This window comes from uncultured Roseobacter sp., from assembly GCF_947495025.1.
Classification (GTDB): domain Bacteria; phylum Pseudomonadota; class Alphaproteobacteria; order Rhodobacterales; family Rhodobacteraceae; genus Roseobacter.
Genome location: NZ_CANLXG010000001.1, coordinates 414771 through 429173 on the forward strand (window position 1 = coordinate 414771; position 14403 = coordinate 429173).

The window sequence follows — 14403 nt, forward strand, 5'->3', positions numbered from 1 at the left end:
CAGTTGAAAAATAATGTTGCAAACGAATGCCGGGCGCTAGGAAACAGCATACTTTCAGAGGATGATGCGCGGACACGGATGCAGTATTGCAGACGCGCGATTGGATTGGGTCGAACAGCCGTGAAGGCGGCCGATAGCATGTCTGAAGCAGACCTTTTGGACGTTCAGGAGACCCTTAGACTTGCGTATCGCGCTAGTCGTGGAACATACAATCCAAATGCCTCGATTACAAAGCTTGCACAGGTACGGATGGCGCGCGCTGGTTTTGCGCAATTACCAATCGTCAGCGCAACAAGACCCAAACTGATTGGCACGGATACAGCATGTTTAGCAGTGTCTTCAAAGCCTTTACCCGAAAAATGGTTTGATACCCCGACTGCCATAAAACAGATGAATGAGGCTCTCTATGCTGTAATGGGTGTAGGGTCGGATGGGTCTTACTCTGTGTGCATCCGTTTAATCGATGCGAGCGATCACTTTCTTGAAAATCCAGAGTACAAAAAGGTCATCGAGGTCTCACCACCGATGGCGATCAAGATCGAAAACGAGATGGTATTTTTCGGTGCGCCTGAAGCGATAAAAGATGGAACTGGTCTTCGGATCGCAAATGGACGTTTCATATGTTCGGTTTCATCGCTTCGTTCTGGAAGGTATCTCCGATTTATCGCCACCCTCATCCGTAGCAACGATGACGTTCCAGAGGTTCACCAGCTGCCCGAGTTCCGAGAGGTCTAGAGCTTAGCTCAAGCAGACCTTCACACAAAGCGCTGCATTTGTAACTAAGGGCTCAGAGCGGACGTTGCGACTCCCAGAGCCCATGCCAATAAAACGTCTTACAGCCGGTAAATCCCCGAGAACTTCTCTTTGAGATAGGCCAGCAGCGGGGCCTCAGAAGGGGCACGGCCGCTGGCGCGGGCGATGACGTCGCTGGGCTCGTATAGGCCGCCGTGGGTCTGGACGTTCTGCGCCAGCCATGCGGTGGCCGCCGAGGTTTCCCCGCGTGCCAGCTGGTCATCGAGATCCGGGACTGCGCCGCGCAGGGCTTCATGCAGACAGCCGGCATAGACATTGCCGAGGCTGTAGGTCGGGAAGTACCCGAAGAGGCCCACAGACCAGTGCACATCCTGCAGCACCCCGTTCGACGGCTTGTCCACGGCGAAACCAAAATCCGCCTCGAACCGGTCGTTCCACGCAGCCTCCAGATCACTGACCTTCAGATCGCCGGAGATGAGCGCGCGTTCGAGATCGAACCGCAGCAGCACATGCAGATTGTATTGCAGCTCGTCCGCTTCGGTCCGGATGAAACCGTTGTTCACACGGTTTACGGTGGCATAGAAACTGTCCGCATCGGGGATGCCGAAATCACCGAACACATCGCGCATCTCGCCATACAGCCAGCCGGTGAAGGCCCGGCTGCGCCCCAGCTGGTTTTCATAGATACGGCTCTGGCTTTCGTGCACGCCCATCGACACGCCCTGCCCCAGCGGTGTCAGCAGGTAATCACGGCTGATATTCTGCTCGTAACAGGCGTGGCCGACCTCGTGGATCGTGGAATAGAAACAGTTGAACGGGTCCGTCTCACTGGTACGCGTGGTGATGCGTACATCGAGACCCGACCCGGAGCTGAACGGATGCACGGCTTTGTCCACACGGCCGTGGTTCATGTCATAGCCGAATGTCCGGGCAAGCTTGCGCGTCAGCTTCATCTGGGCGCTTTCGTCGAAGGTACCGGAGAGCTGCGCGGGCGGCTCGGCGTCCAGCACAGCGGCGCGCAGGGTGCTCAGGCCAGGGCGCAGTGCGCTGAACATCGCCTCGAGCGCCGCGCCTGACGTGCCGGGTTCGTAGTCTGAGAGCAGCGCATCATAGACGTCGCCACCCTGTGCCAGCGCGGCTCCCTCCTCCTGTTTCAGGCGGATCACGTTTTCCAGCGTGGGCGCGAAGGACGCAAAGTCGTCACTGGCTCTTGCCGCCGCCCAGATCCCCTGGGAGACGGACGTGACGCGGGCTATCTCGGTCGCGAGGGTTGCCGGAATTTTTGACGCGCGGTCGTAAGACCGGCGGATATGACGCAGCTGTGCAAGGGCCACATCGTTTTTTTGTTCCTGCTCCGCGCTGGCGAGCCAGTCGCCCACCCGCGGGTCCGTACGGCGCGCGTGCATCACAGCCTCCAGTGCGGCCACCTCCTCGCCGCGCTGTTCCGCGGCACCGCGGGGCATCATTGTTTCCTGATCCCATTCAAGCCGGCCGGCGATGGCAGAGAGCGCGGTCGTCTCGCGGGTAAAGGCCATCAGGTCATCGTAGGCACTCATCAGGAAGATCCTCTCAGGGATGTGGCAACGGGATAGCCGCTCAGGAAACGGGCGCGCAGGATCAGCACCCAGACCACAACAGCCAGAAGCTGATGGAAGATCGCGATATGCACCGGTGCGCCATAGAGAACCGTGACGATGCCCAGCACAATCTGCAGCGACATAGCACAGATCATCGCGTTGAAGGCAAAGCGGGTCCTGGGATGCGCAGAACGGCGCCCGCGCAGCCAGACGACGACCGCGAAAGCGGCAAGCAGATAGCCGGTGATACGGTGAATGAACTGCACAAGCCCCGGGCTTTCAAAGAAGTTGCGCCAGAAAGGTTCCAGTACCAGCGCGCTTGCAGGAAAAAACTGTCCGCCCATCAGCGGCCAGTCGGTATAACTTCGGCCGGCATCGATGCCGGCAACGAGCGCGCCGATGAGTATTTGAAGAAGGGTGAAGTGCAGCAGTCCGGTCGACATGCCCCACTGCCTGCTTTCCCGCGCGCGGCGGGCCTGCATCAGGTCCTGAGCGCTGCGGCCCAGTTCCATGATGTACCATGTGATGAAGCCCAGAATGACAAAGGCCAGGCCCAGATGCGTGGCCAGCCGGTAGCTGGCGACATCGACCATCCCCTCGCCCTGGGTTACGCCAGATGCAACCATCCACCAGCCGATCGCACCCTGAGCGCCGCCAAGTGCGCCAAGCAACAGCAGTTTTGGAGTAAAACCGGGCGGGATCTGCCGGCGGATGCCAAACCAGACGAAGCCGGCCGCCCAGACAAGGCCGATCACGCGGCCCAGTTGCCGGTGCCCCCATTCCCACCAGTAAATCACTTTGAAATCGGCCATCTGCATCCACTGGTTCTGGATGCGCCATTCGTCAATCTGCTGATATTTCAGGAACTCGGACTGCCATTCTGCCTCGGACATGGGTGGCAGTGCACCGGTGATCGGACGCCATTCGGTGATACTGAGGCCGCTGTCGGTCAGTCTGGTCAGGCCACCTACCGCGATCATGGCAACCACCAGTGCAAACAGGAATATCAGCCAGACACGGATCGCGCCGCGCGCGCCTGTGCGGCCTTTGTCAATCAGCCCCGGTGTTGCTGCGGGGCGGGTGTCGGCGGCGGTGCCGACTTCTTCGAAGATGTTGCGTTTCGTGCTCATCCCGGTGCCTTATGTGACGGTGTTGCCGCTATTCCTACGCCCGTGCGCAGGGGAGGTCCAGCGTCACTGATTGTCGCGGTCCCTGCCCCGGATAATCTGTCGCAGCATGCCGTGCAGCATCTGCACATCGGCGCGCGTCAGCGGCATCCGGCTCCACATATTGCGCAGGTTGGTGCGCATCGACTGCGCTTTGTGCTGCGGGAAAAAGAAGCCTGCGTCACTGAGCCGGTCCTCATAGTGCTGCGCCAGGTGCTCGATCTCGATCCCTTCGGCCCAGTCTGTCCCGGCCATTTCGGTCACGGCGTGGGTCACATCGCCGTGGGCCCGCATCCATTCGTACCCTGTAAGCAGCACACATTGCGCGAGGTTCAGCGAGGGGAACTCCGGATTGACGGGAACGGAGATAATCGCATTGGCTTTTGCAATGTCGTCGTTTTCAAGGCCCGCACGTTCCGGCCCGAAGAGTACAGCGACGCGCTGGCCCTGTGCTGTCTTTTCTGCGGCCAGTTTCATTGCCGCTTCGGGGCTGTAGACCGGCTTGGTCAGATCGCGTGACCGGGCGGTGGTGGCGAAGACAAACGCGCAGTCGCCGATGCCTGCCGCAAGGTCATCGCTGAGCCGGGCAGTGTCCAGCACCCGGCCCGCACCGCTGGCCATGGCCACGGCCGCCGGGTTGGGCCAGCCGTCGCGCGGGGCCACGATGCGCATATGATCAAGGCCAAAGTTCAGCATGGCACGTGCCGCTGCACCGATGTTTTCGCCCATCTGGGGGCGGACAAGCACAAAAGCGGGAGCGCGGGGGATCTCAACAGGGTCTGACATGGCGGCCTGATAGGCTCTCTGCGCCGCTGCTGCAACGTCTGGCAGGTCATTTCCTGAATTGCCCGGCATAATCGTTTTCCTTTTTGCGCGCCGGAGGCTACTGATCAGTGCCAGAAGACCCTCAAGGACAAGACCCATGGATGACACGCCCGAACTGCCGCAGATTTACCTGATCACCCCGCCGGAGTTTGAGCTGAGTACCTTTCCGGATCTTCTGGCGCGTACGCTTGATGCCCATGCGGTGGCCTGCGTGCGTCTTGCGCCGGCCAGCCGGGACGAGGACCGGATATCGCGTGCCGCAGATGCGCTGCGCGAGGTGACACATGCCCGCGACATCGCGCTGGTCCTGAGCGAGCACACAATGCTGGCAGACCGCCTGGGGCTGGACGGTGTTCACCTGAACGATGCGGCCCGCTCTGTGCGGGACACGCGCAAAGCGCTTGGAGAGGACGCAATCGTGGGCGCCTTCTGTGGTACGTCCCGTCACGACGGGATGGCAGCGGGCGAGGCCGGCGCGGATTATGTCAGCTTCGGGCCGGTCCGGGCGTCAGCCCTGGGAGATGGCTCTTTTGCCGAACATGATCTTTTCGAGTGGTGGTCAGAAGTGATTGAGGTGCCGGTTGTGGCCGAGGGCGGGTTGTCCACGGACATGGTGCGCCAGCTTGCCGGATACACCGATTTTTTCGGCATTGGTGAAGAGATCTGGAAAACGGACGACCCGGCCGCTGCGCTGGGCGACCTGATCGCGGCAATGAGCTGACCTGCGGTCAGAAGAACACCCGTTCGACGCTCCAGTAAGCACCGATGAGTGCGATGATCAGTGAGGCCGGGATCGAGACTGACCGGAAGACGACCGGGTAGGTGGTCGCAGGCTGCTCGGTGGGATCCAGCGACATCCGGCGGGCCAGCCGCGCAGACAGCAACAGAAGCAGAGCCGCCAGCGCGATTACCGTCAGCTGACCCAGTTCAACGCCCACATTAAAACCAACCAGTGCGGGGATAAACTGGTTATCCGGCAAACCGAATTCGCCCAGCACAGAGGCAAAACCCAGCCCGTGTAAAAGGCCAAAACCAAAGATGATCGCCGGCCGCCAGCGGCTCAGCCCCTGGTGGAAGATGTTTTCGACCGCGACATAGACAATGGACGCAGCGATCAGCGGCTCGACAATGCTGCCCGGCAGACTGACCCATCCCAGCGCCCCAAGAGCCAGCGTGACCGTATGCGCCAGCGTAAAGGCCGTGACCTGCCACAGCAGCGGCCGCCAGCGGGTGCTGAGGAAAAACAGACCAAGTACGAACAGAATATGGTCGAGCCCCCTGGGCAGGATGTGGTCGAAACCGACGGGAATATAGCTCATGAAAGCCTCGCCCGGGCTCTGGGCGCCACCGCCGTCAAAACCGATCGGCGGGCTGCTTTCACCGCCGGACAGATACCCGGTATAGGGCTCTTCGACCCCCTGCTGACGCAGCACCATCGGGCCGCCGCCTCCGGGCCAGTTGACCGTGATCGCCGTCGCATCCCGGGGCAGCGTTGCGACCAGCTGCACAAGAGAAATCCGCGGCAGCTCGAAATCCTCTGCCGGTTCGGTCCGGGCGCTCCGTACCGTAAATGTCAGCGGCGTGCCCGCCTCGGCCAGCGGTACTGCATTCCAGGCGTCCACTAGCTCGGGCAACCGGGCAAGCAACCCGGCCACGTCCAGTGCCCGCAACCTGTCGTAATCATCTGATCCGTCTGCTTCATCCGTATCCGCAACAGCGTCAAGATCGATACCTGACAGAAATGCCTCGATGTTCACACGCATGTCCAGGGTGATTTCGTCACCTTCCGTGACTGCCATGTCGACAATGGTCGGCACCAGTTCATGCGCCGCCACCTCCCGTGCGCCCAACACCACGAAGTGAGTTGACACGAAACCAAAAAGCATCAGCTTTGCAATGCAGCGAACAAGGGTCTGGGGCATGATGTTGAAACGTCTTTTCATACTGATGATGATTTTGGCAGGGGCGCCGGTACTTGCACACGAGTTTTGGATCGAACCGACGGAGTATCAAGTCGAAAGCGGCGCAATTCTGACTGCTGACCTGAAAAATGGCGAGAATTTCAGGGGAACGTCGCTTGGCTGGTTCGACAACAACTTTACCCGCTTTGATATTGCGGCCGGTCAGCGGCTGGTTGCAGTTGACGGGCGACCCGGTGATTACCCGGCGCTGAACATGCAGACACCAGCAGACGGGCTGCTGGTTGTGCTGCACGAAACAACTCCGGCCAGCCTGACGTACCGCGAATGGGAAAAATTTCAGAAATTTGCGGACCACAAGGATTTCCCGGATGCGGCGGCTGTGCATGAAGAGCGTGGCTGGTCGACGGAAAAATTCCGTGAAAGCTATACCCGCCACGTGAAGGCGCTGATCGCAGCAGGTGACGGTGCAGGAGCTGACCGTGCCTTTGGGCTTGAGACTGAAATCGTGGCGCTGGACAACCCGTATGCCGGAGGTTTCGCCGGCCCGCTTCGGGTGCGCGTATTGTATCAGGACGCGCCGCGCGCAGATGCTCAGGTCGAGGTTTTTGAACGCGATCCGTCGGGTGAGGTCACTGTATCGCTTGTCCGTACCGACGCGCGTGGCATTGCACCGGTTCCCGTGCGCGCGGGACATGAATACCTGCTGGATGCTGTGGTGCTGCGAGAAGCAGAAAGCGCGGGATCTGAGCCGGATGCACCTGTGTGGCGCACCCTCTGGGCGGCACTGACGTTCCGGGTGCCGGACTGACGCCGACACACTCTTGCACCGCGCGTCGATCCCCGGCAAAAGGCCCTCATGAATAACCAGCCCGACATTCTGTGCATCGGATCTGTTCTGTGGGACGTGATCGGCCGCTCTGCCAGCGCTATGCGTCAGGGATCAGATGTACCGGGGCGCATTACCCGGCTGCCCGGCGGCGTTGCCATGAACATCGCCATGACGCTTGCACGTTTTGGCCTGACGCCAGGGTTGCTGACGGCCATCGGCAGGGACGCAGAGGGCGAGGAACTGGTGGCGGCCTGTATCGCGCGGGGCATGATCACGGATCACGTCTATCGGTCCGACGATCTGCCCACGGATGTATATATGGCGGTAGAAGGCGCCAACGGACTGATTGCAGCTGTCGCCGACGCCCATTCCCTTGAAGCAGCGGGTGCGCGTATTCTGTCACCTTTGTCCGATGGCCGTCTTGCATCCGAGGCGCATCCTTACCAGGGGCTGGTCGCACTTGATGGCAACCTCACGCTTGATCTGCTCACCGATATAGCCACCAGCCCGCTGCTCGCGCAGGCCGACCTGCGCGTGGCCCCCGCATCGCCAGGCAAAGCCGAACGGCTGTTGCCGTTTGTCAGGTCCGGGCGCGGGACGCTGTATGTCAATCTGGAAGAGGCCGGGCTGTTGTGCCAGCAGAGTTTTGACACCTCGTCCGACGCCGCGCGTGGCCTGCTGGAGCGCGGTGCATCGCGCGTGCTCGTGACCGATGGCGGAAACGACGCGACCGAAGGCACGGGCGATGACCTGATCACACGTACACCGCCGCAGGTTCTGGTGACCCGTGTCACCGGCGCCGGTGACACCTTTATGGCCGCCCATATTGCCGCCGAAGCGGCAGGCGCGGACCGCTCTGCGGCACTGACACGCGCTCTGGGCGCTGCAGCCCACTTTGTATCCGGAGAAACACCCCTGTGACTGACATGCCCATGATCCGAAGCACCGAAGTTGCCGCCGCCAGTGCAGCAGGCAAACCCGTCGTGGCGCTTGAGAGCACCATCATTACGCACGGAATGCCATTTCCCCAGAACCTTGAGGTGGCCCGTCAGGTCGAAGACGACATCCGCGCAGCCGGCGCGGTGCCGGCAACTATGGCGGTGCTGAACGGGACGCTCTGCGCCGGTCTGGAGCCGGAACAGCTCGATACGCTGGCGCAGGCCCGTGGTGTCGCCAAGCTGTCGCGCGCAGACCTTGCCGCCTGTCTGGCAACAGGTGGCACCGGTGCCACGACGGTGGCGGCGACAATGATCGCAGCCCGTCTTGCGGGTATTGAGGTGTTTGCAACCGGCGGGATCGGTGGTGTGCACCGGGGTGCCGAGAACAGCTTTGATATTTCGGCCGATCTGATGGAACTGGCGCAGACACCTGTCAGCGTCGTTGCGGCAGGCGCCAAGGCAATCCTGGACGTCGAAAAGACCCTCGAAGTGCTGGAAACACAGGGCGTGCCGGTGATCGCCGTCGGCCAGGACGCGTTCCCCGCCTTCTGGAGCGCCGGTTCGCCGCTGCGTGCGCCGCTGCGCATGGATACCCCCGAAGATATTGCAGCTGCACACCACATGCGTGGCCTTCTCGGCCTGCCGGGCGGGCAGCTCATTGCAAACCCGATCCCTGCAGACGATGAGATTCCCGCAGCAGAGCTCGCGCCGGTGATTACACGGGCACAGCTGGACGCAGATGAGCACGGTATCCGCGGCAAGGCTGTAACCCCATATCTGCTGCAGCGGATTTTCGAGCTGACAGAGGGGCGTTCACTGACGGCGAATATTGCCCTGGTCCGCAATAACGCGCGTCTGGCGGCCCGTATCGCTCAGGCACTGAGCACAATCCGCAACGCATAGGCACAACAGCGTGCTCTGGTGGCCCTGGGCCATTGTGGATACGGGTCAAAGCGCCTAACTATCCGGTGAACACCCGTTGGAACCTGAATGAACACGCCCTTCGATCCTGAAACCCCTCCGTCCCGCCGCAGCCTTCTGGCAAGCTTCCGCGCCTCGTTCCTGACAGGCCTGGTGGTGATTGCACCGGTGGGACTGACGATCTGGCTGATCTGGTCTGTCGTTGGATGGATCGACGGCTTCGTGCTGCCACTTGTGCCGCGCGCCTACCAGCCCGACCGGCTGATCCAGGACCTGCTGGGCCTCGACCCCTCTGTGCAGATCAATGTGCGCGGTATCGGCGTCATTATCTTCCTGATCTTTACGGTGATTGTCGGCTGGATGGCCAAAGGCATTATTGGCAGGTCGATGATCCGTTTCGCCGAAAGCCTCGTGGAACGCACGCCCGTGGTGCGGACGATCTATTCGGGGATCAAACAGATCTCCGAGACGGTCTTTGCGCAATCCGAGCGGTCATTCGAGAAGGCCTGTGTGATCGAATATCCGCGCAAGGGTATCTGGGCCATCGGGTTCATCTCGACCAACACCAAAGGCGAAATCGCTGCCCGCGCCAATGACGGACGGCCCATGCTGAGTATCTTTCTGCCCACGACGCCCAACCCGACCTCGGGGTTTTTGCTGTTCGTGCCTCAGGAGGATGTGATCGAGCTGGAAATGACCGTGGAAGATGCCGCCAAACTGGTGATCTCTGCAGGCCTTGTTTACCCCAATGGCAAGGATCCGGCCCAGCCGCCGGACCAGAACTGATCAGCTGAACATCGCCGGCAGGTCGATGGTGCTGCGCTTGTTCAGATCATCCTTGTGGTGTTCGATGAACGCATCTGCGGCCCGCTGTCCCGCCTCTTTAAGCCGTGCCAGCGTATAGGGCGTCGGCACCAGTTTGGTCGCCACCGACAGCTCGTTCATCAGCGCGTCATCGGCGATCATATGCACCAGAACGCGGTTTTTCTGTTCTGTGCTCAGCGTGCCCTGATCCAGCAGACGCTGGACAAACTCAATGGCCCTGAGCTCGCGCAGAAGCGAAGAATTGAAACTGATCTCATTGATACGGTTCTGTATAGCCTGTGCGGTGCGCGGAATTTCGGTGCGTTCCAGCGGGTTGATATTTACCACCAGAATGTCGTCCGGCAGGTTTTTGTTAAAGAGCGGAAAGAGCGCCGGATTGCCGGTATAACCGCCATCCCAGAACGCCTCGGTGGTGCCTGTTTCCGCATCCTCCAGCTCAACCGCCTGGAAAACTGTGGGCAGACAGGCAGAGGCCAGAATGGCTTCTGTACTGATCTCACTGTCCTTGAAAACGCGCACTTTGCCGTTGCGCACGCGGGTGGCGCAGACAAACAGACAGGGCCCGTGTCCGTTTTCCTGACAGACCAGATCAAAGTTCAGCTGGCTGACAATCGGCTCCAGCGGGTTTCGGTAAAACGGACCGTAGGAATAGGGCGAAAACATCCGCGACCATGCTTCGGACGCCATCACCGGCCAGGAATACTCGAGCGCGGTGGAAAAATCCCCCAGCGAAAACGGTGTCATCCACTGCGGAATGTGCAGATCGGGCCGCGCGCCCACTTCCTGCCACAGCCAGTCCAGCCGCGCCCGCGCGCCCTCGCGGCCGCCCTCTATCATCCCGGCCTTGAACGCCGCACCGTTCAGCGCGCCGGCGCTGGTGCCCGAGATGGCCGACACGTGAATGTCCTCTTCGGACAACAGTCTGTCGAGCACGCCCCAGGTGAACGCGCCATGCGCGCCCCCGCCCTGCAGCGCCAGATTAATCCGTCTGACCGTCATACCGCGCTCCTTTTTGCTTGTCCGGCGGGAAATTTCCCCTCCGGAGGCGGAATATCGCGTTACAGCGCCGTCCAGCCACCATCCACGCTGATGGTGGTGCCGGTGATCTGAGCCGCTGCATCGGAGCACAGGAACGTCGCCGTCCCGCCCATCTGCTCGACAGTTGCGAACTCCTTTGACGGCTGCCGTGTCAGCATGACGTTCTCGATGACCTCTTCGCGCGTCATGTCATATTCTTTCATCGTGTCGGGTATCTGTTTTTCCACGATAGGGGTCAGCACATAGCCCGGACAGATCGCATTGGCCGTGATCGGCTCTTTTGCTGTTTCCAGCGCTGTTGTTTTTGTCAGCCCCACAACTCCGTGTTTAGCCGCAATGTAGGCTGATTTGTAGGGTGACGCGGTCAGCCCGTGTGCAGAGGCGATATTGATCACCCTGCCCCAGCCCGCCGCGCGCATCATCGGCAGCGCAACGGCCGTCGTGTGAAAGGCCGAGGACATATTGATCGCGATAATCGCATCCCACTTTTCGGCCGGAAAGTCAGGAATGCCGGCGACGTGCTGGATGCCCGCGTTGTTCACAAGAATATCGCATGTGCCTGCGTCGCGGATCAGCGCGCGGCACTGATCGCCCTTTGACATATCTGCCTGGATGTACCGCGCGGATACGCCGGTTTTCTCTGCAATCTCAGCAGCAATGGCATGGTCCTCGGCGTTGTCCGTAAAAGAGTTCAGCACCACATCCGCTCCGGCCCGTGCCAGTTCCCATGCGATCCCCAGGCCGATGCCGGAATTTGATCCTGTGATTACGGCCGTTTTGCCGATTAGTGAGATTTCAAAAGCCATGCTCCGCCTTCCCGTTTCAATATGCTGCGTTGCAGTGATCATGCCTTGCTGCGGGTGCAAAGTGAATGCGTAATCGGCAAACGCCCGCTCTGCGGGTCTGACAGCACCCCGGCACGGCCGGATTCCGCCAGTCCAAAAAAAAACGCCTGCACAAGGCAGGCGTTAAGTTATTGAGGCAGGTTTCATACAGGCAAGAAACCTATCGAGCAGTGATCTCTTTATAAGCAATCCCGCGCCGCTGTCCAAGCTAAAAGTTTGATAACGCGTAAATTCACCGATAGGTTATGGGCAATGAAAATAAGGGCAGCAGGGGATTGTCTCCGAAATGAACACGGTATTTTTCCGTCGTATCCGGCAGGTTTTGCTGATTGTGACAGCGATTCTCTACACAACCCATGCGGTTGCAGAGCCGCAGCATGGTCTATCTATGTATGGCGATCCCGCGCTGCCACCGGATTTTGTGTCCCTGCCCTATGCCCGGCCTGATGCCCCCAGGGGCGGCAGCATCACTCTGGGCAACACCGGCGGCTTCGACAGCCTGAACCCGTTTGTGCGCAAAGGTACCGTGCCCTGGCAACTGCGGTTTTTCACCCATGAATCGCTGATGGGTCGCAGCTGGGACGAACCTTTCACGCTTTACGGGCTTCTGGCCGAATCGGTTGAGGTCCCTGATGACCGCTCCTGGGTCGCTTTTACGCTGCGTGAAAATGCCCGCTTCTCAGACGGATCACCGGTCACGATTGATGATGTGATCTTTTCTTATGAACTGCTCGGCAGCCAGGGGCATCCGCGGTATCTCGGCCTGGCCGGACAGATCGCGGCCATTGACCAGACCGGGCCACGCAGTCTCAGGATTACCTTCAACACAGACAACCGGGAACTGGCACTGCTGGCCGGTATGCGCCCGATCCTCAGCCGGGCGCAGTGGGAAGGCCGGGATTTTGCGAACGCGCCTATTGCCGACATTCCACTCGGAACGGGGCCTTATGTTGTGAGTGATTATGAGGCCGGACGCTTTGTTCAGCTGACGCGCAACCCCGACTACTGGGGCGCGGAGCTCCCTTTGCGTGCCGGCACGCATAATTTCGATCGGATCAGGCTCGATTTTTACGGCGATGCCTCAGTGATGTTTGAGGGCTTCAAAGCAGGGGATATTTCGGCTGTGCGCGAGTTCAATGCCGAAAAATGGGCGCGCCAGTATGATTTTCCGGCCGTTCAGCGTGGCGATGTGGTCAGGTCCGAAATCCCCCACCTCAAGCCATCTGGCATGACAGGTTTTGTGATGAACACGCGGCGTCCGCCCTTTGACGACTGGCGCGTGCGCGAAGCGCTGATCCAGGCCTTTAATTTTGAGTATATCAACGACACCCTCACCGGTGGCGCGCAGCCGCGCATTACCTCCTATTTTTCCAACTCCGTTCTTGCGATGGCGCCGGGCCCCGCATCCGGCGCGGTGGCAGATCTGCTGGCACCGTTTGCCGACAGTCTGCTGCCCGGAACACTCGAGGGTTACGAACTGCCCGTTACCGATGGCTCCCTGCGCAACCGCCGGGGGATCCGCCGGGCGATGGCACTTCTGGAGGAGGCAGGCTGGACACCGCAGGACGGGATCATGCGCAACGCCAGCGGCGACGCGCTTGCCTTTACCCTGCTCATTGCACAGAACAGCAGCGAAAACCGCGCCATCGCGGATATCTACCAGTCCGCTCTGGACCGTCTGGGCGTGGAAATGACCATCGAGGCGACCGACGACGCGCAGTTTACCGAGCGCACCAGTGCCTTTGATTTTGAAATGACCACCTATCGTCGGGCCCTTTCGCTGTCACCGGGAAATGAGCAGCGGTTTTACTGGGGCTCTGACTCGGCGAGCCAGGAGGGATCCCGCAATCTTATGGGCGTCACTTCTCCCGCTGCGGATGCCATGATCGACGCCATGCTCCAGGCCAGAACCGCAGAGGAATTCACGTCTGCCGTTCGCGCGCTGGACAGAATTCTGACAGCGGGGCGGTACGTGATCCCGTTCTGGCAGTACACCACTGGGCGCATCGCGCATATAAAAGAAATGAAATTCCCGGATGAACTGCCGCTTTACGGAGATGGTCCCAATTACATGCCGGAAGTCTGGTGGTATGAGGCGTCAGACCAGTGAGGTGACCCAGAGGATGTTGGCATCCTCCTGGCTGACCGACACGACGTTATGTCCCATTGAGGCATCGTAATAGGCGCTGTCGCCGCGGCGCATTTCGACCGGTTCATAGAATTCAGTATAGAGCCGGATCACGCCGGTCAGGACATACAGAAACTCTTCGCCGTCATGGCGTACCCAACCGTCGAATTCGGACATCTCGCGTGCACGGACCCGGGCACGATAGGGCAGCATCTGCTTTTTGGTGAGCGTATCAGCCAGCAGCTCATGTTCGTAGGTCACCGTGGCCTGCGGCGTCCCCTGGCCGGTGCGGGTCACTGACATACGCCCGTTCACCTGGCCCGGACGCGGCGGGGTAAAAAGCTGTGGTACGGAAATCTCCAGACCAGTCGCCAGCTTTTTCAGGGCGTCATAGGTCGGGGACATCTGGCCGTTTTCAATCTTGCTGAGCGTTGATCGTGCAAGGCCTGCCTGCCGCGCGGCCTGTTCCAGCGTCCAGTCACGTGCCTTGCGCAGCTCGCGCACCCGCACACCCAGATCGAGCGGTACTGCCTGAGCATCCTGCCCGCTCTCACGCGCGATCCGGATCAGATTTTTGGGGTCACGGTCAGTCATGTCCATTTCTATAGGAGGATCGCCATGCGCTTGCAACGCTGG

The 14403-nt window shown here is 60.3% G+C and carries 14 protein-coding genes; 7 read left to right on the forward strand and 7 right to left on the reverse strand.

Going from position 1 to position 14403, the window contains the following annotated elements; translation table 11 throughout:
• Window positions 1-138 precede the first annotated feature (138 nt).
• Window positions 139-735, forward strand: a complete 597-nt coding sequence (locus Q0792_RS02025; protein ID WP_298835937.1) for a hypothetical protein — start codon at window positions 139-141, stop codon at window positions 733-735.
• Between the two features lie 98 nt (window positions 736-833).
• Here the strand turns inward: Q0792_RS02025 and Q0792_RS02030 are convergent, their stop codons facing one another.
• The 3 genes from Q0792_RS02030 to Q0792_RS02040 all read right to left on the reverse strand — a co-directional run bounded on the left by Q0792_RS02030 (window position 834) and on the right by Q0792_RS02040 (window position 4282).
• Window positions 834-2309 (reverse strand): carboxypeptidase M32, encoded by a 1476-nt coding sequence (locus Q0792_RS02030; RefSeq protein ID WP_298835938.1) that lies wholly within the window; start codon window positions 2307-2309, stop codon window positions 834-836.
• A complete protein-coding gene (gene ctaA, locus Q0792_RS02035; protein WP_298835939.1) occupies window positions 2309-3460 on the reverse strand; it encodes a heme A synthase in 1152 nt (383 codons plus the stop codon). Before ctaA ends, Q0792_RS02030 begins: the two co-directional genes overlap by 1 nt.
• Before the next feature lie 63 nt (window positions 3461-3523).
• Window positions 3524-4282 carry an RNA methyltransferase gene (locus Q0792_RS02040; protein ID WP_298838564.1) on the reverse strand — a complete coding sequence of 253 codons (759 nt, stop codon included), beginning with the start codon at window positions 4280-4282 and terminating at the stop codon, window positions 3524-3526.
• 136 nt (window positions 4283-4418) lie between these two features.
• Between Q0792_RS02040 and Q0792_RS02045 the strand changes: the two genes are divergently transcribed.
• Window positions 4419-5042: a thiamine phosphate synthase gene (locus Q0792_RS02045; protein ID WP_298835940.1), complete on the forward strand. Its 624-nt coding sequence runs from the start codon at window positions 4419-4421 to the stop codon at window positions 5040-5042.
• A gap of 7 nt (window positions 5043-5049) precedes the next feature.
• Here Q0792_RS02045 and Q0792_RS02050 read toward each other — a convergent pair whose 3' ends face one another.
• Window positions 5050-6243 carry a HupE/UreJ family protein gene (locus Q0792_RS02050; RefSeq protein WP_298835941.1) on the reverse strand — a complete coding sequence of 398 codons (1194 nt, stop codon included), beginning with the start codon at window positions 6241-6243 and terminating at the stop codon, window positions 5050-5052.
• On the opposite strand from Q0792_RS02050, the gene Q0792_RS02055 reads away from it, so the two are divergent.
• From Q0792_RS02055 to Q0792_RS02070, 4 genes are all read left to right on the forward strand, one after another.
• On the forward strand, window positions 6242-7051 hold the full coding sequence (locus Q0792_RS02055) for a DUF4198 domain-containing protein (RefSeq protein WP_298835942.1): 810 nt from the start codon (window positions 6242-6244) through the stop codon (window positions 7049-7051). The two genes, Q0792_RS02050 and Q0792_RS02055, sit on opposite strands and share 2 nt — an antisense overlap.
• A 48-nt stretch (window positions 7052-7099) precedes the next feature.
• Entirely contained in the window at window positions 7100-7993 is an 894-nt protein-coding gene (locus Q0792_RS02060; RefSeq protein ID WP_298835943.1) for a PfkB family carbohydrate kinase, read from the forward strand.
• 5 nt (window positions 7994-7998) lie between these two features.
• Complete coding sequence (locus Q0792_RS02065; protein WP_298838567.1) at window positions 7999-8913, forward strand: pseudouridine-5'-phosphate glycosidase; 915 nt, start codon at window positions 7999-8001, stop codon at window positions 8911-8913.
• Window positions 8914-9000: 87 nt separating this feature from the next.
• On the forward strand, window positions 9001-9717 hold the full coding sequence (locus Q0792_RS02070; protein WP_298835944.1) for a DUF502 domain-containing protein: 717 nt from the start codon (window positions 9001-9003) through the stop codon (window positions 9715-9717).
• Here the strand turns inward: Q0792_RS02070 and Q0792_RS02075 are convergent, their stop codons facing one another.
• Window positions 9718-10755: a patatin-like phospholipase family protein gene (locus Q0792_RS02075; protein ID WP_298835945.1), complete on the reverse strand. Its 1038-nt coding sequence runs from the start codon at window positions 10753-10755 to the stop codon at window positions 9718-9720.
• Between the two features lie 59 nt (window positions 10756-10814).
• Window positions 10815-11600, reverse strand: coding sequence for a 3-hydroxybutyrate dehydrogenase (locus Q0792_RS02080; RefSeq protein WP_298835946.1), 786 nt, complete (start codon window positions 11598-11600; stop codon window positions 10815-10817).
• Between the two features lie 427 nt (window positions 11601-12027).
• Here Q0792_RS02080 and Q0792_RS02085 point away from each other — a divergent pair, with 427 nt between their 5' ends.
• Window positions 12028-13749, forward strand: coding sequence for an extracellular solute-binding protein (locus Q0792_RS02085; protein WP_298838568.1), 1722 nt, complete (start codon window positions 12028-12030; stop codon window positions 13747-13749).
• On the opposite strand, the gene Q0792_RS02090 is transcribed toward Q0792_RS02085, so the two are convergent.
• Window positions 13738-14361 (reverse strand): helix-turn-helix domain-containing protein, encoded by a 624-nt coding sequence (locus Q0792_RS02090; protein ID WP_298835947.1) that lies wholly within the window; start codon window positions 14359-14361, stop codon window positions 13738-13740. The genes Q0792_RS02085 and Q0792_RS02090 overlap by 12 nt on opposite strands.
• Between the last annotated feature and the right edge of the window lie 42 nt (window positions 14362-14403).